Source organism: Pseudomonas sp. Root569 (assembly GCF_001427465.1).
Taxonomy (GTDB): domain Bacteria; phylum Pseudomonadota; class Gammaproteobacteria; order Pseudomonadales; family Pseudomonadaceae; genus Aquipseudomonas; species Aquipseudomonas synxantha.
This window is the reverse complement of sequence record NZ_LMGQ01000028.1, coordinates 295,801-311,549: the sequence shown is the minus strand read 5'-3', so window position 1 is coordinate 311,549 and position 15,749 is coordinate 295,801. Positions and strand designations below refer to the sequence as shown.

Annotated in this window: 16 protein-coding genes; 9 read left to right on the top strand and 7 right to left on the bottom strand. The window is 60.5% G+C overall.

Annotated features, from left to right (window positions below):
• Positions 1–90: 90 nt before the first annotated feature.
• Complete coding sequence (locus ASD70_RS26405; protein ID WP_056847855.1) at positions 91–1,296, top strand: MFS transporter; 1,206 nt, start codon at positions 91–93, stop codon at positions 1,294–1,296.
• A gap of 5 nt (positions 1,297–1,301) precedes the next feature.
• Here ASD70_RS26405 and ASD70_RS26400 read toward each other — a convergent pair whose 3' ends face one another.
• Positions 1,302–2,648, bottom strand: coding sequence for a DUF6687 family protein (locus tag ASD70_RS26400; RefSeq protein ID WP_056847854.1), 1,347 nt, complete (start codon positions 2,646–2,648; stop codon positions 1,302–1,304).
• A 25-nt stretch (positions 2,649–2,673) separates the two neighbouring features.
• Positions 2,674–4,095 carry an MFS transporter gene (locus tag ASD70_RS26395; protein WP_056847853.1) on the bottom strand — a complete coding sequence of 474 codons (1,422 nt, stop codon included), beginning with the start codon at positions 4,093–4,095 and terminating at the stop codon, positions 2,674–2,676.
• Between the two features lie 198 nt (positions 4,096–4,293).
• Between ASD70_RS26395 and ASD70_RS26390 the strand changes: the two genes are divergently transcribed.
• Both ASD70_RS26390 and ASD70_RS26385 read left to right on the top strand, forming a co-directional pair.
• Positions 4,294–4,947: a helix-turn-helix transcriptional regulator gene (locus tag ASD70_RS26390; protein WP_056847901.1), complete on the top strand. Its 654-nt coding sequence runs from the start codon at positions 4,294–4,296 to the stop codon at positions 4,945–4,947.
• Between the two features lie 55 nt (positions 4,948–5,002).
• Positions 5,003–5,905 (top strand): LysR family transcriptional regulator, encoded by a 903-nt coding sequence (locus ASD70_RS26385; protein ID WP_046068168.1) that lies wholly within the window; start codon positions 5,003–5,005, stop codon positions 5,903–5,905.
• Position 5,906: 1 nt separating this feature from the next.
• Here ASD70_RS26385 and ASD70_RS26380 read toward each other — a convergent pair whose 3' ends face one another.
• A complete protein-coding gene (locus ASD70_RS26380) occupies positions 5,907–6,839 on the bottom strand; it encodes a cupin (RefSeq protein ID WP_046068169.1) in 933 nt (310 codons plus the stop codon).
• A 192-nt stretch (positions 6,840–7,031) separates the two neighbouring features.
• Between ASD70_RS26380 and ASD70_RS26375 the strand changes: the two genes are divergently transcribed.
• Entirely contained in the window at positions 7,032–7,484 is a 453-nt protein-coding gene (locus tag ASD70_RS26375) for a hypothetical protein (RefSeq protein WP_046072460.1), read from the top strand.
• Positions 7,485–7,526: 42 nt separating this feature from the next.
• On the top strand, positions 7,527–7,808 hold the full coding sequence (locus ASD70_RS26370; protein ID WP_046068170.1) for a hypothetical protein: 282 nt from the start codon (positions 7,527–7,529) through the stop codon (positions 7,806–7,808).
• A 292-nt stretch (positions 7,809–8,100) separates the two neighbouring features.
• Here the strand turns inward: ASD70_RS26370 and ASD70_RS26365 are convergent, their stop codons facing one another.
• The 3 genes from ASD70_RS26365 to ASD70_RS26355 all read right to left on the bottom strand — a co-directional run bounded on the left by ASD70_RS26365 (position 8,101) and on the right by ASD70_RS26355 (position 10,864).
• A complete protein-coding gene (locus ASD70_RS26365) occupies positions 8,101–8,322 on the bottom strand; it encodes a PLD nuclease N-terminal domain-containing protein (RefSeq protein ID WP_046068171.1) in 222 nt (73 codons plus the stop codon).
• A gap of 224 nt (positions 8,323–8,546) precedes the next feature.
• Positions 8,547–9,884 (bottom strand): LLM class flavin-dependent oxidoreductase, encoded by a 1,338-nt coding sequence (locus ASD70_RS26360; protein ID WP_046068172.1) that lies wholly within the window; start codon positions 9,882–9,884, stop codon positions 8,547–8,549.
• Complete coding sequence (locus ASD70_RS26355) at positions 9,881–10,864, bottom strand: ABC transporter substrate-binding protein (RefSeq protein ID WP_056847852.1); 984 nt, start codon at positions 10,862–10,864, stop codon at positions 9,881–9,883. The genes ASD70_RS26360 and ASD70_RS26355 overlap by 4 nt, the downstream gene beginning before the upstream one ends.
• Before the next feature lie 329 nt (positions 10,865–11,193).
• On the opposite strand from ASD70_RS26355, the gene ASD70_RS26350 reads away from it, so the two are divergent.
• Positions 11,194–12,063: an isocitrate lyase/PEP mutase family protein gene (locus tag ASD70_RS26350; RefSeq protein ID WP_034119553.1), complete on the top strand. Its 870-nt coding sequence runs from the start codon at positions 11,194–11,196 to the stop codon at positions 12,061–12,063.
• Between the two features lie 23 nt (positions 12,064–12,086).
• On the opposite strand, the gene ASD70_RS26345 is transcribed toward ASD70_RS26350, so the two are convergent.
• Positions 12,087–12,563: a winged helix-turn-helix transcriptional regulator gene (locus ASD70_RS26345; protein ID WP_056847851.1), complete on the bottom strand. Its 477-nt coding sequence runs from the start codon at positions 12,561–12,563 to the stop codon at positions 12,087–12,089.
• Between the two features lie 107 nt (positions 12,564–12,670).
• Here ASD70_RS26345 and fabF point away from each other — a divergent pair, with 107 nt between their 5' ends.
• The 3 genes from fabF (at position 12,671) to ASD70_RS26330 (ending at position 15,683) form a co-directional block, all read left to right on the top strand.
• Positions 12,671–13,939, top strand: coding sequence for a beta-ketoacyl-ACP synthase II (gene fabF / locus ASD70_RS26340; protein ID WP_056847850.1), 1,269 nt, complete (start codon positions 12,671–12,673; stop codon positions 13,937–13,939).
• 71 nt (positions 13,940–14,010) lie between these two features.
• Complete coding sequence (locus ASD70_RS26335; protein WP_046068176.1) at positions 14,011–14,391, top strand: RidA family protein; 381 nt, start codon at positions 14,011–14,013, stop codon at positions 14,389–14,391.
• 398 nt (positions 14,392–14,789) lie between these two features.
• Positions 14,790–15,683, top strand: coding sequence for a bestrophin family protein (locus ASD70_RS26330; RefSeq protein ID WP_056847849.1), 894 nt, complete (start codon positions 14,790–14,792; stop codon positions 15,681–15,683).
• The last annotated feature ends 66 nt before the right edge of the window (positions 15,684–15,749 follow it).

Genomic DNA, 15,749 nt, shown 5'->3' with positions numbered 1-15,749 from the left:
TAAATCAGAATTCATGGCACCAGTAAGCTATGTCTATCCATACAAGCGGCTCATGACGCTTGCACTTGGTCAATGGACGATGAGGCTCGAATGCTCGCCACGCTTAAAACCTACCCCGCTACCCTCAACCTGCTGCTGTGCGCTTCATTGGTACTGACCCTCGCCCGGGCGGTCACCCTGCCCTATCTGGTGATCTACTTGTCGGGCAACTTTGACCTGGGCATTGCCGACATCGGCCTGGTCATCGGCAGCACGCTGATCATCGGCTCTTTATTGAGCCTGTATGGCGGGTTCCTGGTAGACCGCATGCGCAGTTACACGCTGATTCTCACCTGCTGCGCAGTATTCGCCCTGGCCTTTCTTGGCGCGTACGGCGCGTCCCAACTGTGGCTGTTCTACCTGTGCCTGGTACTGGTCAACCTGGCGTATGCGGTGATTGATATCGCGGTCAAGTCCGGATTCGGCAGCCTGCTCCCCGTCGATCAGCGCAGCGAAGCGTTTTCGATCAAGTACACCCTGACTAATATCGGCTATGCCATCGGGCCATTTCTCGGCGCTGGGGTGGCCAGCCTGGACATCAGCCTGCCGTTCCTGCTGTCGGCGGGGCTTGGGGCCGGCTACTTCCTGATCTACTGCGTATGGGGCGACAAAAACCTGGCGACTGTGGAAACGGGTCAACCACCCACGCCGTTCCTGGCGGTCGGCAAGGTATTGCTGCGTGATTACCGCCTGGTGTGCTTTACGCTCGGTGGTTTATTGAGTGCGGTAGTGTTCGGCCAGTTCACCGCTTACCTCTCGCAGTACCTGGTGGTGACCACTACGCCCGAGACCACCTACCGGATCATCAGCACCGTGGTGGCGACCAACGCCCTGATGGTGATCAGCATGCAATACAGCCTCGGCAAGCGTATTTCCCGTCGGCACCTGAACGCCTGGCTGGCGGCAGGGCTGAGCCTGTTTATCGTTGGGCTGGGCGGCTTTGCCCTGTCGACCACACTGTTGGTGTGGATGATTGCCATGGCGATCTTCACCCTCGGTGAAATCATCGTCTTCCCGGCCGAATACATGTTCATCGACAGCATTGCGCCGAACCACCTGCGGGGCATGTATTACGCGGCGCAGAACCTGGGCAACATCGGCGCCGCGCTCGGGCCGGTGCTATGCGGCCTCGTGCTGGCGACGCAACCGGCGCAGTATATTTTCTACATGTTGATGCTGTTCATCGTTGCCGGTGGGTTGTTCTACTGGCTGGGCGGTCGCATTGCCAGTGATGGGAACCTTGAACCGCTCAGGTGAGGCGCTCAACCTGCCCCGCTCGCCGAACCTGAGGGCGATCCCCACCAGGCGACGGGTGCAACGGCCAGGAACTGCCTCAGCTCCATCAGTAACATCTCGCTCGAGTACCGCGTAGCGCCTGGGTTGGCGCATTTCAACGCCGGCATGATGTTTTCCACGCCGCCGTAGTGCCAGGTACAGCCTTCTCGTTCATCCTGTTGAAGGGCCCGGGTAAAGATCGCCAGGTCCCGACGTGGCCGAGGAATTCCTGAAATACGCTCCACCCAGCTCTCGTAACGCTGCCTGACTTCCAGCGCAGCACCGTGAACAATCGCCACGACACCGCAGCGTGTCCGGTTGTGAAAGGCGATGTTCGACAAGCCGAAATAAGATTGCTGGTAGTCCAAATGGTCCGTAACGAGCGCAGCCGGCAGATGGAACACCGCCAGATCGACATCCTTGTATTCCACCAGCCGCGTTTCGGGATGGTTCAACAGGCGTTCACTGCGCGCCAGGTGGTGCATCCCCTCAAGATAGCAATGGGCGTACTGCCCGGGATGCTCCAACACGTGGCCCACCTTCGGCAACACAGCTCGGTAGGTCTGCAGCAAGGCCGTATCGGCATCGAGTACGCCCGGTCGTTTTACTTGGGCTGCCAATGAATTGAGGGTAAAGGCCACTCTCAGCGCTTGGGGCGACGTTCCTCTGGAGAAGTCGCCAAGCCTGGCCACATCAATCAACAAGTCCTGGTGCCGCAGTGCGCTGGCAGGCGACAGAAACGCATAAATCGAAGCCAGCCCATCCAAGTCGAAATGATCGCTGGTGACAATCCTTGCCTCACCCACCGGATTGCCTTCGCGCAGATAACGGAATGCGCTTTGCGTTGACAGGTTGGCTTTATAACGCTGCGGTGTGTGGTTCGATGGCCAATGTGAAAGGGTCAGTAAGGTGGCGGCGTTATCAATGGAGTCCAGCGAGATGTTGGGCACCTGTGCGGTATGCCCCAGCGGTAGATACCGGAACGGGCTGTCCGGGTCGATACCACCGATGGCGTGTTCAATGCCCGCTACCGGATCAGCCTGCGTACGAGCGGGTATGGCCAAGCGACAAAAACCTGCCTTGATCGGTCCACACACCAGCTCTCCACTGGTGCCGAGGGCATAGCGCAAGCGAGAGAGGTTTTCTCGACGGATATCGCTCGGGTCGCCATTGTTCAAGACCGCCCCACTGCCCCCGATGGCGCTGGGCAAATCAATGAAGTGGTTGTTGACGATGCCAATGGCCCGCCCACCCAGTACCCGCGTTTCAAGGCTGGACAGCTGTGCGGCGATATCCGGATCGGTCACTAACTCAGATGAACACAAGCGGTTCATGCTCGAACTCCCTTCGAAGAAATAATCAGGCTGCATCCAGCGCTGCGCGCTCGGCTTTGCTTCGTATAACCGGCCGGACGCTGACGAATATGAGCAGCGACAGTGCGGCGTACACCCCAAAGAGCCAGGCTGCGGCACTCGATGCACCCGCCACGCCCCCGGGTGAAGAGAAGCCGCCAAGGTTGACGATCATGCCGGCCAATGCGGCCCCGATCGCCGTAGCGATCAGTTGAACCGTGGTGATCGAAGCGCCAGCCAACTCCTTTTCATCCTCGGCCACGCTTTCCAGCACGCGTGTGAGCAGATGCGGCCACGCCAGGCCGATCCCGGCACCGACCGCGAGCATTCCCGCACACACGCCTGCCACATTGAGCAGTGATGGATCGAACCGTGGTACGAATACCAACGCCAGTACCAACCCGGCAACAATGAAAAACGGCGCGATGCCAATGGCACGCAGCGCGGTAGTGGATTTCAGCCCGGAACTGTAAAGCGCCCCCAAGGTCCAGCCCGCCGCCATCAACGCACTGATATAGCCCGCCAGCAACGGTGTCTGCAGGTGCAAGACTTGCAGGAAATACGGCACAAAGACTTCGCTGGTCATGCCGATCACCATCAGGCTCATGGACACGTAAAGCGGCAGTAACGCACCGCGGGCAGCCAGGCCGCCCTTGGGCATCAAGCGCCAGGTCGAGCGGGCCTCTACGCGATAAACCAAATAGAGCAGCAAGAAACCCACGGCCAGGCCGAGCACGCTGTAGATCGCCTCAGGCTTGATACTGCCGACCGAAATGGCCAACACTACGGCGCTCAGAAGCACCAGTTGCGCCCACGGCACCCCGACAGGTCGGGAGGTATCCGCGCTTTTCTTCGGTAGCAGTGCCCAGGCCAGTACCATGAACAACGCGGTGACCGGAATCAGGGCCCAGAATGCGGCGCGCCAGGCATCGTACTCGGCGAATACCCCGCCCACCGCAGGCCCGATCAGCGTTGCAGCACCCCACATGCCTGAGATCAGCGCCATCGCCCGTGGCCACAAGGGCTCGGCGAACACCAGACGAATCATCGCGTAAGGCAGCGCGAACAGCAGCCCCCCGCCCAGGCCTTGAATAGTGCGGCCAAGAATCATGACCGCCATATCCGGCGCCAGGCTGCACACCCCGCTGCCAATGGCAAAGATCACCCCGGCCCAGACATACGCGGCCCTGGCGCCCAGGGCCGTGAGGCACTTGGTGGACAGCACCGAGCCAATGATCGAGGCGACCACAAACAAGGTCGTGTTCCAGGCGTAGTAGTCCAGCCCACCGATATCGGCTACCACTGACGGCAGTATGGTTGTCACCAGATAGACGTTGATGGCGTGAAGTGCGACGCCTCCCGCCAACGCCGCAGAGCGTAATCCGTTCTTCCCAAGGAGTAGCGCTGACCAACCTGTAGTAGATGTCATCCTGATATCCAAGTCTGATTAACCTGGGATCACTGTATTACAAAAGATAAACCTTGTGTAATTAGCCTGTCTTTTTTAAGTGATTTTCCTGACCGCCAAAACTGACTATGCTGGCAGGCCCCCGCCCTTATGCAATGGGTGACGCCACAGTCGACGGACGTCAGTGATGCCTTCATTTTCCATGGTTACGTGCAACCTATGACCACCAGAGCTAACGACGACACCCAGGCCTCCACAGCCGATCGCATCCTGTTCATGCTCAAGACCCGTGGCCCCTTGAAGACCACTGAACTGGCGACCCTGCTTGAAGTGACCTTCGAAGCCACCCGGCAGCACATTCAGAAATTGCAGGCGTCAGGGTTGATCACCGGCATTTGCGCACCGACCAGCGGCGCCGGCCGGCCGTCCCTGAGATGGGCGTTGACCGATACCGGCCACGGCAAGTTTCCGGACGCCCACAGCGTGTTGACCCTGCACCTGATCGAATCCATCGAAGGGGTTTTCGGCACCGAGGGGGTCGAGAAAATAATCGCCAGCATGGAAACCACCAATCGACGCGAATACCTTCAGGCCTGCGAGAAAGCCTCATCCCTGGAAGAAAAGGTACGCATCCTGGTGGGCATCCGTGAACGTGCCGGTTACATGGCGCAAATGGAGGCGGCGGGCGACGGCTGGCTGCTGATCGAAAACCACTGCCCGATCTGCGCGGCGGCCCGCAAATGCCAGGGCTTCTGCCGGTCGGAACTGCAGATATTCCGCGCAGCCCTGGGCGACAGCGTCGTGGTCGAGCGTTGTGAATACCTGATTTCCGGGGATCGGCGTTGCGTCTACAGCATCCAGCCGCGCATGTGAGCCGTCCTTCCCCTGTCGCCCTTTAATTGCGCCATGCTCGACAACGAGGCTGCCCTTGGACTATTTCGCCGCCCTCACCGCCTTCGTCGAAGCTGCCGAAGGCAATAACTTCTCCCGCGCCGCCGAGCGTCTGGGCATCAAGGCGTCCACGGTGTCGCGCTACGTGAAGGATCTTGAGCAAGACCTGGGCATCGCGTTGTTCAACCGCTCCACTCGCACGCTGCACCTGACGGAAGGTGGCCAGACCTTCCTGATGCACGCTCGCAGGGTGCTGGATGAGCTGGAACACGCCAAGGCCGCCACCTCGGCGTTGAACCAGCAACCCCGAGGCTTGTTGAAACTCAACCTGCCGCCGGCATTTGCCCGGCATCACATCCTTCCGGCCTTGAACGATTTTCGCGCGCGCTACCCGCAAATCAGCGTGGAGCTGGTGCTGGATAACGCCCAGGTCAACCTGATCCATGCCGGCGTCGACCTCGCCATTCGCATTGGCGCGCTGGCCGATTCCACGCTCAAGGCCCGCAAACTCAGTGACGGCCGGTACTATGTGGTGGCCAGTCCGGCGTTCGCGATGCAGTACCCGCCCCCGTCAACGCCCACCGACCTGGCCGGCTTGCCTGCCGTAGTGGGTACGACTTCCAGCGCTATCACCTTTGTGAACGGCGACCTGGCGTTACCGCTGATGCATGCCGCCGGTATTCGCATCAACGACCTCGACGCGCAGTTGATCGCTGCGCGCCAAGGCCTGGGCTTCGCGTTGCTGCCGGATTGGCTGGTGGCCCGCAGCATCGACGCCGGCGAGCTTGTGGTGTGGTTGCCGCAGTGGCGCATTCGCGATGTCGAGCGGGGGTTTGCCGTGTGGTTTGTCTACCCGCCCAAGCGCATCGTGTCGTCCAAGGTCAGGTGTTTTATCGACTTTATCGTTGAGCGACTGGGCCAGGCACCGAACTGGAAATGATTCAGCTGAAACGAATATCCAGGGCGCGCAGGTAGGTTTGCAGCCCGGCATCCTGGATCGGGATCAGGAACGCTTCGGTGTCTGATTCATTGAAGTGCGCGTGCCAGTACCCAGGCGGTGTGACAAACGCCAGGCCCGGCGACCAATCCACCCGCTGAGGGTTGCGGATCTGCCCATCCGCATCCAGCTCGGTGCCTACCAGGGAGTAGCACCCCACCGGGCAATCAATGATGAAGTCCAGCGCAATCGACTGATGCCGATGGGGTTTCTGCACCGAGCCCGCCGGCAGGATCCCGTACATTGCCCACAGCACATGGGTCACCGTGCGGGTCTGCGGGAAGTTGCGATTGCCCAGCAGAATGCTGATGCGGCTGCGGTCCTGCGCACGGGGATCATCCGCAGCTTCACGCAGTTTTGCGTTGGCCAGTGCCGCGGGGTACAGCGTCGGTGTAAAACGATCTGCGCTGCGTGTCACCCCCAGGTAACGCAATAATGGTTCATCGTGCACATAGTAAAGACGCGCATCCTGGCTTGCGCGAAAGTGCGCCGCCTGCAAGCCGGGCAAGGCGATGAAGCAGCCTTTGGACCATTGAATCTCATACGCCCCCTGAACCACGCTGCCCTCCCCGGCAATCACGTAGAACACCTGGGAGGTCGCATTCGGTTGCAGGCTGAGGGTGTCGCCCCGATTAAGGCGCATGAAGTTCGCGCACAGCCCGGGCCCGGTTGCCGGCCCTTCACAGCCCAGGGCGTCGCTGAGGTCCAGCGGTATCACGCGCGAGGGGCCGCTGGCATACAGCGAGGCGGGAAAGCTGTGGTAGGGAATCCGTGGGATGAGATTGGCGCTGATGGGGTTGGCCGCCTTGCTGTATTCGAAGTACTCGGCGTCCACTTGGTTCATGTCGCTTGGTGCGGGTTGCAATTCACGGTTCATCTGGCTCACCTCGGTCTGCGCTAGTGAGGGAACTATAGGCATGGCGGCTCAGCGGATTAACCCCTGGAGCTGCACAGCAGTTGTGCAAGATGGGAACGCTGGCAAGCGTTGTAGTGCCTTTCGGTCATTTGGATTGAACGATCATTTACTCAACCTCCTCTATCGCAGGACATGTAAATGGAGGAAGTCATCATGATCGACTCAGCAACCGGAATGAGACCCGGCCAGCGCTACACCGTGCAAAACCTGGAGCGCACGAAGAATTTCGGTGGATTCTTCCTGGATGGAAAGTACTACCTCGGTCCTGAGCTGATGACCGCCGTCGGTTGGCTGGAAGGCCAGAAATTCCTGTATGACGAACTGGATGCCAACGGCGAGCCGGTGTTTCCAGATCGGGTCGCCGGCACTATCGAAGACCTGACCCTGGTGTTGAACGATGGCGCACGCCTGGAACTGCAGGAAATGCAGGTTGACGCCCCCATGCAGGCGCCTGAATCCGCACCGGCCAGTCAACGCCGGGAAGAGACCGTCAGGCGAAAAACCAGTCAGCCACCCTACTTATTGATTGCAACAGGCGCCGCCTTGCTGGTAGCCGGCATTGCGATTGCGCGTGCCTGTCGAATGAACACTCAACGCCGCAGATAACTGCCTGCGCGCCCGCACTCTTACTACCAAAGGTACGCACGTATGTCTTACGACTATGAAGGTTCTGCAAGTGTCATCACCGCATCGCGTCATCTGGGCACTGGCTCAGATGAATGCCTGAATGACTCGGTAGACATCCACATGAGCAGCAGCGGTAAACCCACCGTCGTGCGCTTGGCATTCGATACCCCGCTTGAGTGGCCAGGCCACCCGAACTTCGTGACGGTCAATTTGCCCGACGGCACCTCTGTGAGCGGGGTGATTGTTGAAATTCAAAGACCCACCGATGGGCCGGGCTGGGTCACGTTCACTGTGGATGACTAAGACCGTTTGCGGGCGACACTAACGGCCCTGGCAGCCTAAACCTATCTAGCTGATGCCGAGCGATCCAAATGTGGGAGGTGGCTTGCCAGTCAGTGAAGGCTTTGTGTAGGAGCGAGCTTGCTCACGAAAAACTCACAGGCGCCGCGTTCATTCAGGAAGCAGGCGTTATCGTTGAGGTTTTTCGCGAGCAAGCTCGCTCCTACAGAGGGCGATGTACGCTTAACTGACTGGCACTGGGGCAAGCCGCCTCCCACATTTGGATCGCTCGGCATCAGTCGGATAATCTTAGTGGTCACCCCTTGCTGTGTTCCGGCGACGACGGGCCTTTGGTTACGCCACGGGGGCCGGCCACGCTCCATATCACCGCGCCGACAAATGGCAGCACCACCACCAGCGCAGTCCATCCGGCCTTCGTGCCCAAGGTTTTATCGCTGCGCCATACGCTGTTGACGATCCACAGATCGAGTAACACGAGAATGACTGCCAGGCCTATCCAGAAATACGTGGTTTGCATGCTGCACCTCCAGGTCAGTGATGCAAGTTAGGTCAAGGGCGGGTGCGTGAGGTTCAATATAAAGGCAACTAAGCGAAGCGACGGTTGACCCTATGGGTTCAGTTTCGGCGCGCTTGAATTGATCGCAAAAGTTATACGAAGCGGCACGAATTAACGCTGAGTTGTATAAGTTTTTTGCACTGCACTACCATTCATCACCGCGCCGTCACCAGCTTCATTCACTCCTAGCGCGCCTGGACCCGGCCCGGCGTACACGTTGGAATCGACAACCCCAGGCTCTCACGCAACGTCGAGCCTTCATACGCCGTGCGGTAGACACCGCGCTCCTGCAGCAACGGAATGACTTCCCGGGTGAATCGATCAAACTGCCCTGGGTGCCCGATATAGATATTGAACCCATCCACGGCCCTTGCTTGCAGCCAGTCGGCCATTTTCTCTGCGACCGTGACGGCGCTGCCAACGAAGGCGCCGGGGCGCAGTTGCCGGCCAAACTCGACGGCTTGGCGCAGGGTAAAGCCTTTTTCCCGGGCGTGATCAGCGATGCGCTTGGCCGCAGTGAAAAAGCTGCTGCGCGCCGCCTCCAGGCTCTCTTGGGGGAATGGCGCATCCAGGTCGTACTGGCTGAAATCATGCCAACCGAAGTTACGTCCGAATTCCTTGAGTGCCAGTTCAAAACTATGGTCGAGCTGATGGTAGTGCTGCTCGATTTCCCTGGCGTGCGCATCGGTATCGCCCACGTAGATTTCTGCCCCGGGCATGATCAATATCTGCTCCGGATCGCGCCCCCGTTGCAGCGCCCTGCCCTTGATATCCCGGTAAAACGCCTGACCCTGCTCGATGCTGGCCGCATGGGTGAAGATGACATCCGCCGTGGCGGCGCCCAGGTCACGGCCGGGCTCTGAGTCACCGGCCTGGAAGATCACCGGCTGGCCCTGGGGTGAGCGCTGGATATTCAGCGGCCCGACCACGGAGAAATGTTCGCCCTGATGATTCAGGCTGTGCAGCTTGCTCGGATCAAGAAACTGGCCGGTAGCCCGGTTGCGCACAAAGGCATCTTCCTCATAGGAGTTCCACAAGCCCTGCACCACTTGCACATGTTCAGCGGCGCGGCCATAGCGCGTGGCATAGTCATAATGTTCGTCGCGGCTGTAATTGCCCGCAGTGCCGGCATCGCCGCTGGTCACCACGTTCCAGCCGGCGCGGCCTTTGCTGATCAGGTCCAGGGACGCCAGGCGCCGGGCGACGTTATAGGGTGAGTTGTAGGAGGTGGTCAGCGTACCGACCAGGCCGATATGCCGGGTGCTCACCGCCAATGCCGATAACAGCGTCAGCGGCTCCAGGCGATTGAGGTAATGGGACGGTGAGCCTTCGGTTATGAACTGGCTGTCGACGATAAACATCAGGTCGAACAGCGCCGCCTCGGCCTGGCGCGCAATGTCGATGTACCAGTCGACGTTGACGCTGGCATCGGCCGGCAATTGCGGGTCAAGCCACAGATTATGCCGGCCCGGCCCGCCGCAACCCATGGTCAGGGCGCCGAGTTTGAGCTGTCTTTGAGTCATTGTGCAGGGGTTCCTTGAAGAGTCCCGGGCTGGGCTTCGGCCACGGCGGGCTGCAAGGACGCCGTGAATGAAGGGTCGAACAGGGTGGCGGCCGAGTAGGACTTGACCAGGCCCTGGCTGGCAAAAAACTCGACGGTCTTTTGCGCTTCCACAGGCGTCTGGGCCGTCAATGGCTCGACGGTGGTGCGCGCACGGGCAAACCAGGCGCGGGCGATGTCAGCGTCGGCGCGGGTGCGCTTGGCCCAGGCGTCGGCATACGCATTGGCGTTGGCTGGGTTCTGCCGAGCCCAGTCACGGGCTTTTTTCAGGCGCTGGAGAAAATCGCTGATGGGCCCGCGCTTGGCCTCGACGGCACCGGCATTGGCGGCAATGAAGCTCTGGGCGGGAATCAACCCCTCAGCGGTCGCCAGTACCCGCGCACCCTGGCGCTCCTGTTGCGTGACGTAGGGTTCCCAGGTGGCGATGACGTCAACCGAACCGCCTTCCAGCGCATGGGAGGCGTCCAGCGCACTGAGGTAGCGAAATTCTAGAGAGTCCCGCGCAACCCCGGCTTTATCCAGGGCCGTCAGCAACAGTTGTTGGCTCCATGAGCCTTTCCAGATCGCTGCGCGTTGACCGGCAAGATCGGCCAGGCTGTGGATCGACGATTCCTTTTTCACCAGGATCGCCACGCCCTCGAGGTTCTGTCGGCTGACCGCGATCACCTTGATCGGTGCGCCCAATGCGCCCAGGAACAATACCGGCGCATCCCCCAGCAGGCCTATATCCAGGCTGCCGACGTTGAGCGCTTCGGCCACCGGCGAGCCGGCGGTGAATTGCTTCCAATCAAGTGTGTAGGGCAGATCATCCAGCACTCCCGCCGCTTCCATCACGGCCTGGGCGTTGTAGCTCTGGTCGCCGACGACCAGGGTTTGTGCCTGTGCCGTCAGGCATAGTAAGGCGGAGGTCAACCCCACCGCCAGTGTTGTCAGGTAACGCACGTTCGTCTCCAGATGCCCGGTCAGGGCATTTCAAGTCGATCCGCGCGCGCGGTCTCGGCAATGGTTGTCAGGGTTGATACGATGAGGATGCAGTGACCATGTGTAAAATACCCATAATGCATAACGTAATTCTTTAATAATGCAGCTATTGCATCTAATCGATCTTCTGGCCGGCTTCTCCATCCTCAACCCTTTAACCGACCCATCATGGGCTCGCTACGCGGGCCATGCTCAAACGTCATAATCCTGCAGGCGTCTGCGTGGTAATCTCACGCCACCACGAATAGACATTGATCGTCACTTGACGATGACCAAAGCCAGGAAAGAACATGCCCAAGATTTCTCACTCAGCGCTACGCCGCAACTTCCGTGACCTGCTTGCAACGCCCATCTGCGTTGAAACCGCTTCCGTATTCGACCCCATGTCTGCCCGCATCGCGGCCGACCTGGGTTTTGAAGTCGGGATCCTGGGCGGCTCAGTCGCTTCCCTGCAGGTACTGGCGGCCCCCGATTTTGCGTTGATTACCCTGAGTGAGTTCGTTGAGCAGGCCACCCGCATCGGCCGTGTCGCCCAGTTGCCGTTCATTGCCGACGCCGACCACGGCTATGGCAACGCCCTGAATGTGATGCGCACCGTCGAAGAGCTGGAACGTGCCGGCGTCGCGGCGCTGACCATTGAAGACACCCTGCTGCCGGCACAATTCGGGCGTAAATCCACGGATCTGATTTCGGTCGAGGAAGGCATCGGCAAGGTCAAGGCCGCCCTTGAAGCGCGGGTCGACCCTGAGCTGTCGATCATTGCCCGCACTAACGCGGGCGTGCTGCCCACCGCAGACGTGATTGCACGCACCAAGGCCTATGAAAAGGCCGGTGCCGATGGCATTTGCATGGTCGGGGTCAAAGACTTCGAGCACCTGGAGCAGATCGCAGAGAACCTCACCGTGCCGCTGATGCTGGTGACCTACGGCAACCCGCAACTGCACGACAGCGAGCGCCTGGCCAGCCTGGGCGTACGCATCGTGGTGGCCGGGCATGGTGCCTACTTCGCCGCAATCAAGGCCACCTACGACAGCCTGCGTGCGCAGCGCCAGCTGACCCACAGCACTTCGAACCTCAGTGCAACGGAACTGACCCACACCTACACCTTGCCCGAAAGCTATGTGGCGTGGGCCGAAGAGTTCATGGACGTTAAAGAGTAATTACCGCAGCGGTACTGCCTCAATCACTCAGGGGCCAGCCGCTTGCGCATGCCTGCGCTGGCGGCCGGACCGGCCTGTACGAGGCACTGGTCCAGCGGCACCACCGCACCTTCAGCCGTTGCCATCACCGGCTGCACCGGACGGCCCGTATCGCGTTCCACCACCTCCACACTGGCGCCCTCTTCGGCGTAATGCCGGTTGCCCCACGCCACCAGGGCCATCAGCACCATCCGGAAGTCCTCACCCTTGGCCGTCGGCACGTATTCGTAGCGTGGCGGCCGCTCGCTGTAGGCGCGGCGCTCCAGCATCCCGGCTTCGACCAAGCCATTCAGGCGCCGGGTCAGCATGTTGGGCGCGATACCCAGGCTGCGCGAGAACTCATCGAAGCGCCGTAGACCGTGCAACGCGTCACGCATGATCAAGATGCTCCACCACTCCCCTACCCGCTCAAGGCTGCGGGCGATCGGGCATTCGTCACTGATGAGGGATTTGCGCTGCATAAGAAGTCCTGGGTGCGAGTTCACACTTGTGTGGCGCCATGTTACTTTCATTATGATAGTGACGTCCATACGCTAGGTATCCCTCAAGCAACAGGAGTCGATTGATCATGAGTAAACGTGTCGTCGTGACGGGCATGGGCGCGCTGACGCCACTGGGGTCGAGCGTGGAATCCACGTGGCAACGCTTGCTGGACGGCCAGTCGGGCATCCGTCGTTTGCCGCAAGCATTAATCGGTGATTTGGCGATCAGTATCGGTGGCCAGGTGCAAAACATGGAGCAAGACCCCGAAGCCGGATTTGACCCAGATCGACTGTTGGCCGCCAAGGAACAGCGCAAGATGGATCGTTTTATCCTGTTCGCCCTGGCGGCGGCAGATGAAGCCTTGAAGCAAGCCGATTGGGCACCGAAAACGCCCGAGGAGCAGGAACGCACCGCAACCATCATCGCTTCCGGTGTCGGTGGTTTCCCGGCGATTGCCGATGCGGTGCGCACCACCGATAGCAAAGGCCCGCGGCGTTTGTCGCCATTCACCATTCCGTCATTTTTGAGCAACATGGCCGCCGGGCACGTGTCGATCAACTACGGCCTGAAAGGTCCCCTGGGCGCGCCGGTGACTGCGTGTGCGGCCGGCGTCCAGGCCATCGGTGACGCAGCGCGCATGATCCGCGCCGGGGAAATCGATGTCGCAGTCTGCGGCGGTGCCGAAGCGGCAATTCATCGGGTCAGCCTTGCTGGCTTTGCCGCGGCACGGGCGTTGTCCAGCGCATTCAATGACGCGCCGGAGCGTGCTTCACGACCGTTCGACCAGGCACGCGATGGTTTCGTGATGGGCGAAGGCGCCGGCATTCTGGTGATTGAGGAACTGGAACATGCCCTGGCCCGCGGTGCGCAGCCGATTGCCGAGCTGGTGGGATATGGCACCAGTGCCGACGCCTATCACATGACAGCCGGGCCCGAAGACGGTGACGGCGCGCGTCGGGCGATGACCCAGGCGTTGCGCCAGGCAGGTATCGACGCGTCGCAGGTGCAGTACTTGAACGCCCACGCGACCTCCACGCCGGTAGGTGACAAAGGCGAACTGGCGGCGATCAAGACAGTCTTCGGTACCGGCAGCGGGCCGGCCATCAGCTCGACCAAATCCGCCACCGGCCACCTGCTCGGCGCAGCAGGAGGGATCGAAGCGGTCTTCACCGTGCTTGCGCTGCGCGATCAGATCGCGCCGATGACGCTCAACCTGGACAGCCCGGACGCCCTCGCCGACGGCCTGGACATGGTGCGCGTTGCTGCGCGGCCCATGCCGATTGAATATGCGCTGTCCAATGGCTTCGGCTTTGGCGGCGTGAACGCCAGCGTGCTGTTCCGACGTTGGACATGATCAGGGGTTTGCCCCTGGGGTAAATTTCGCGGACCATGGCGCCTTTCTGTCCTTGCCAACAAGAGGTGCCCATGGCCAACCACGACCTGTCCTACACCCCCGACCCGGATGCCGATTCCATTTCTTCCGATGTTATCGGCTTCAACGGCATCCTGGTTTCCACCCAAGTGCCAACCCGCGCCGACGGCAGCCTGGAACTGGGCGATATCACCCTGCAAAGCGAATGCACCCTGCAAGCCTTGAAAGTCGCGCTGGAAAAAGCCGGCAGCTCCATGGACCGGGTCATGCACCTGACCATCTACCTCACCGACATGGCCGACCGTGGGGCGTTCAACGAAGTCTACAAGCGCTTTTTCGCCAAGCCATGGCCGGTCCGCGCGGCGGTGGGCGTTGCTGCGCTGGCTGTGGAAGGCATGCGTGTCGAAGTGACGGCGATGGCGGCCAAGGCCTGACAGCCACCGAGTATTTGCATGGTGCGCCGCGAACCAAATGTGGAGGGGCTTGTTCCCGAGCCGCCGTTACCGCAGGAATGGATATGTACTCGGTCTGATCCAACATCCTGGTCGGCCCTGAGGCCGCCATCGGGAGCAAGCCCCCTCCCACAGGTACAGCGCCATACCAGAAATTGTGTAGATACCTATAGCCATTGGGGCAAGCCCCCTCCCACATTTTTACCGAGTGCAGTCAATCAGACCGCCACGAAATCAAGTTCCCTCGTCGCAAATTCAGGGGCACGCCAGAGCTGCCCTCCCCCTGATCGATGCCAATGATCAGGCGGTTGACCCAAGTGATTGGACGCTCTGCCTGCCAGCTTCTAACCTGACGGCCTGCACCATCACAGAAGCCTGCCATGATCGTTCGTCCCAAGCCCAACCTCCTGGGTATCCTGTTTTCCCTCAAGGGCTCGATTGCCAAGCGCATTGCCTGGCGCAGCCTGATGGTCACGCTGCTCGCCTCAGTGATCGTGCTGGTGGAAACCCTGCACCCGGCGTACTTTTCCAAGGTCAACGCCACGCCGTTCACCTTGCTGGGGTTGTCATTGTCGATTTTCATGAGCTTTCGCAACAATGCCTGCTACGACCGCTGGTGGGAGGGCCGCAAGCAACTTGGGCAAATGATCATTGAGGTGCGCTCGCTGATCCGCGAAACCCAGGTGCTTGGCGACACCGCCGAGCGTGCCGGCTTGTTGCGCGGCCTGTGCGGTTTTGCCCACGGCTTGATCGCCCACTTGCGCCATGAAGATGAAACCCGCGCGATAACACCCTGGATAGCGGTGCAGGCAAGCCACCCCAACCTGCCTGACAGCGTGCTGCAAACACTCGGTGCGCGGTTTTCCGTATTGGCCTGCCAGGGTGTGATCAGTGAGTGGCGCTACACCCAACTGGAAGCCCCGCTGGTCAGCCTGAGCCAGGTGCAGGCGTCGTGCGAGCGCGTCAAGACCACACCACTGCCCTTCCCCTACACCCTGCTGCTGCACCGTACCATCTACCTGTTCTGCATACTGCTGCCATTCGCCATGGCCGAGCCGCTGGGATGGTTGACGCCGGTGTTCACCGCTATCGTCAGCTACACCTTCTTTGGCCTGGATGCGATCGGCGACGAATTGGAGGACCCGTTTGGCTTCGACGAAAACGACCTGCCGTGCGATGCCATCCTGCGCACCCTGGAGCGCGAGATTCTCGCGGCCCTTGGCGAAGACGACCTGCCCCCTGCCCTTGAGCCGCTGGATTACGTGCTGACCTGACGCCGGTTTGACACTCGCCCTGCACTGACCGAAGCTTGGGGCTTTGCTGCTCGAGCTTTCGGACAC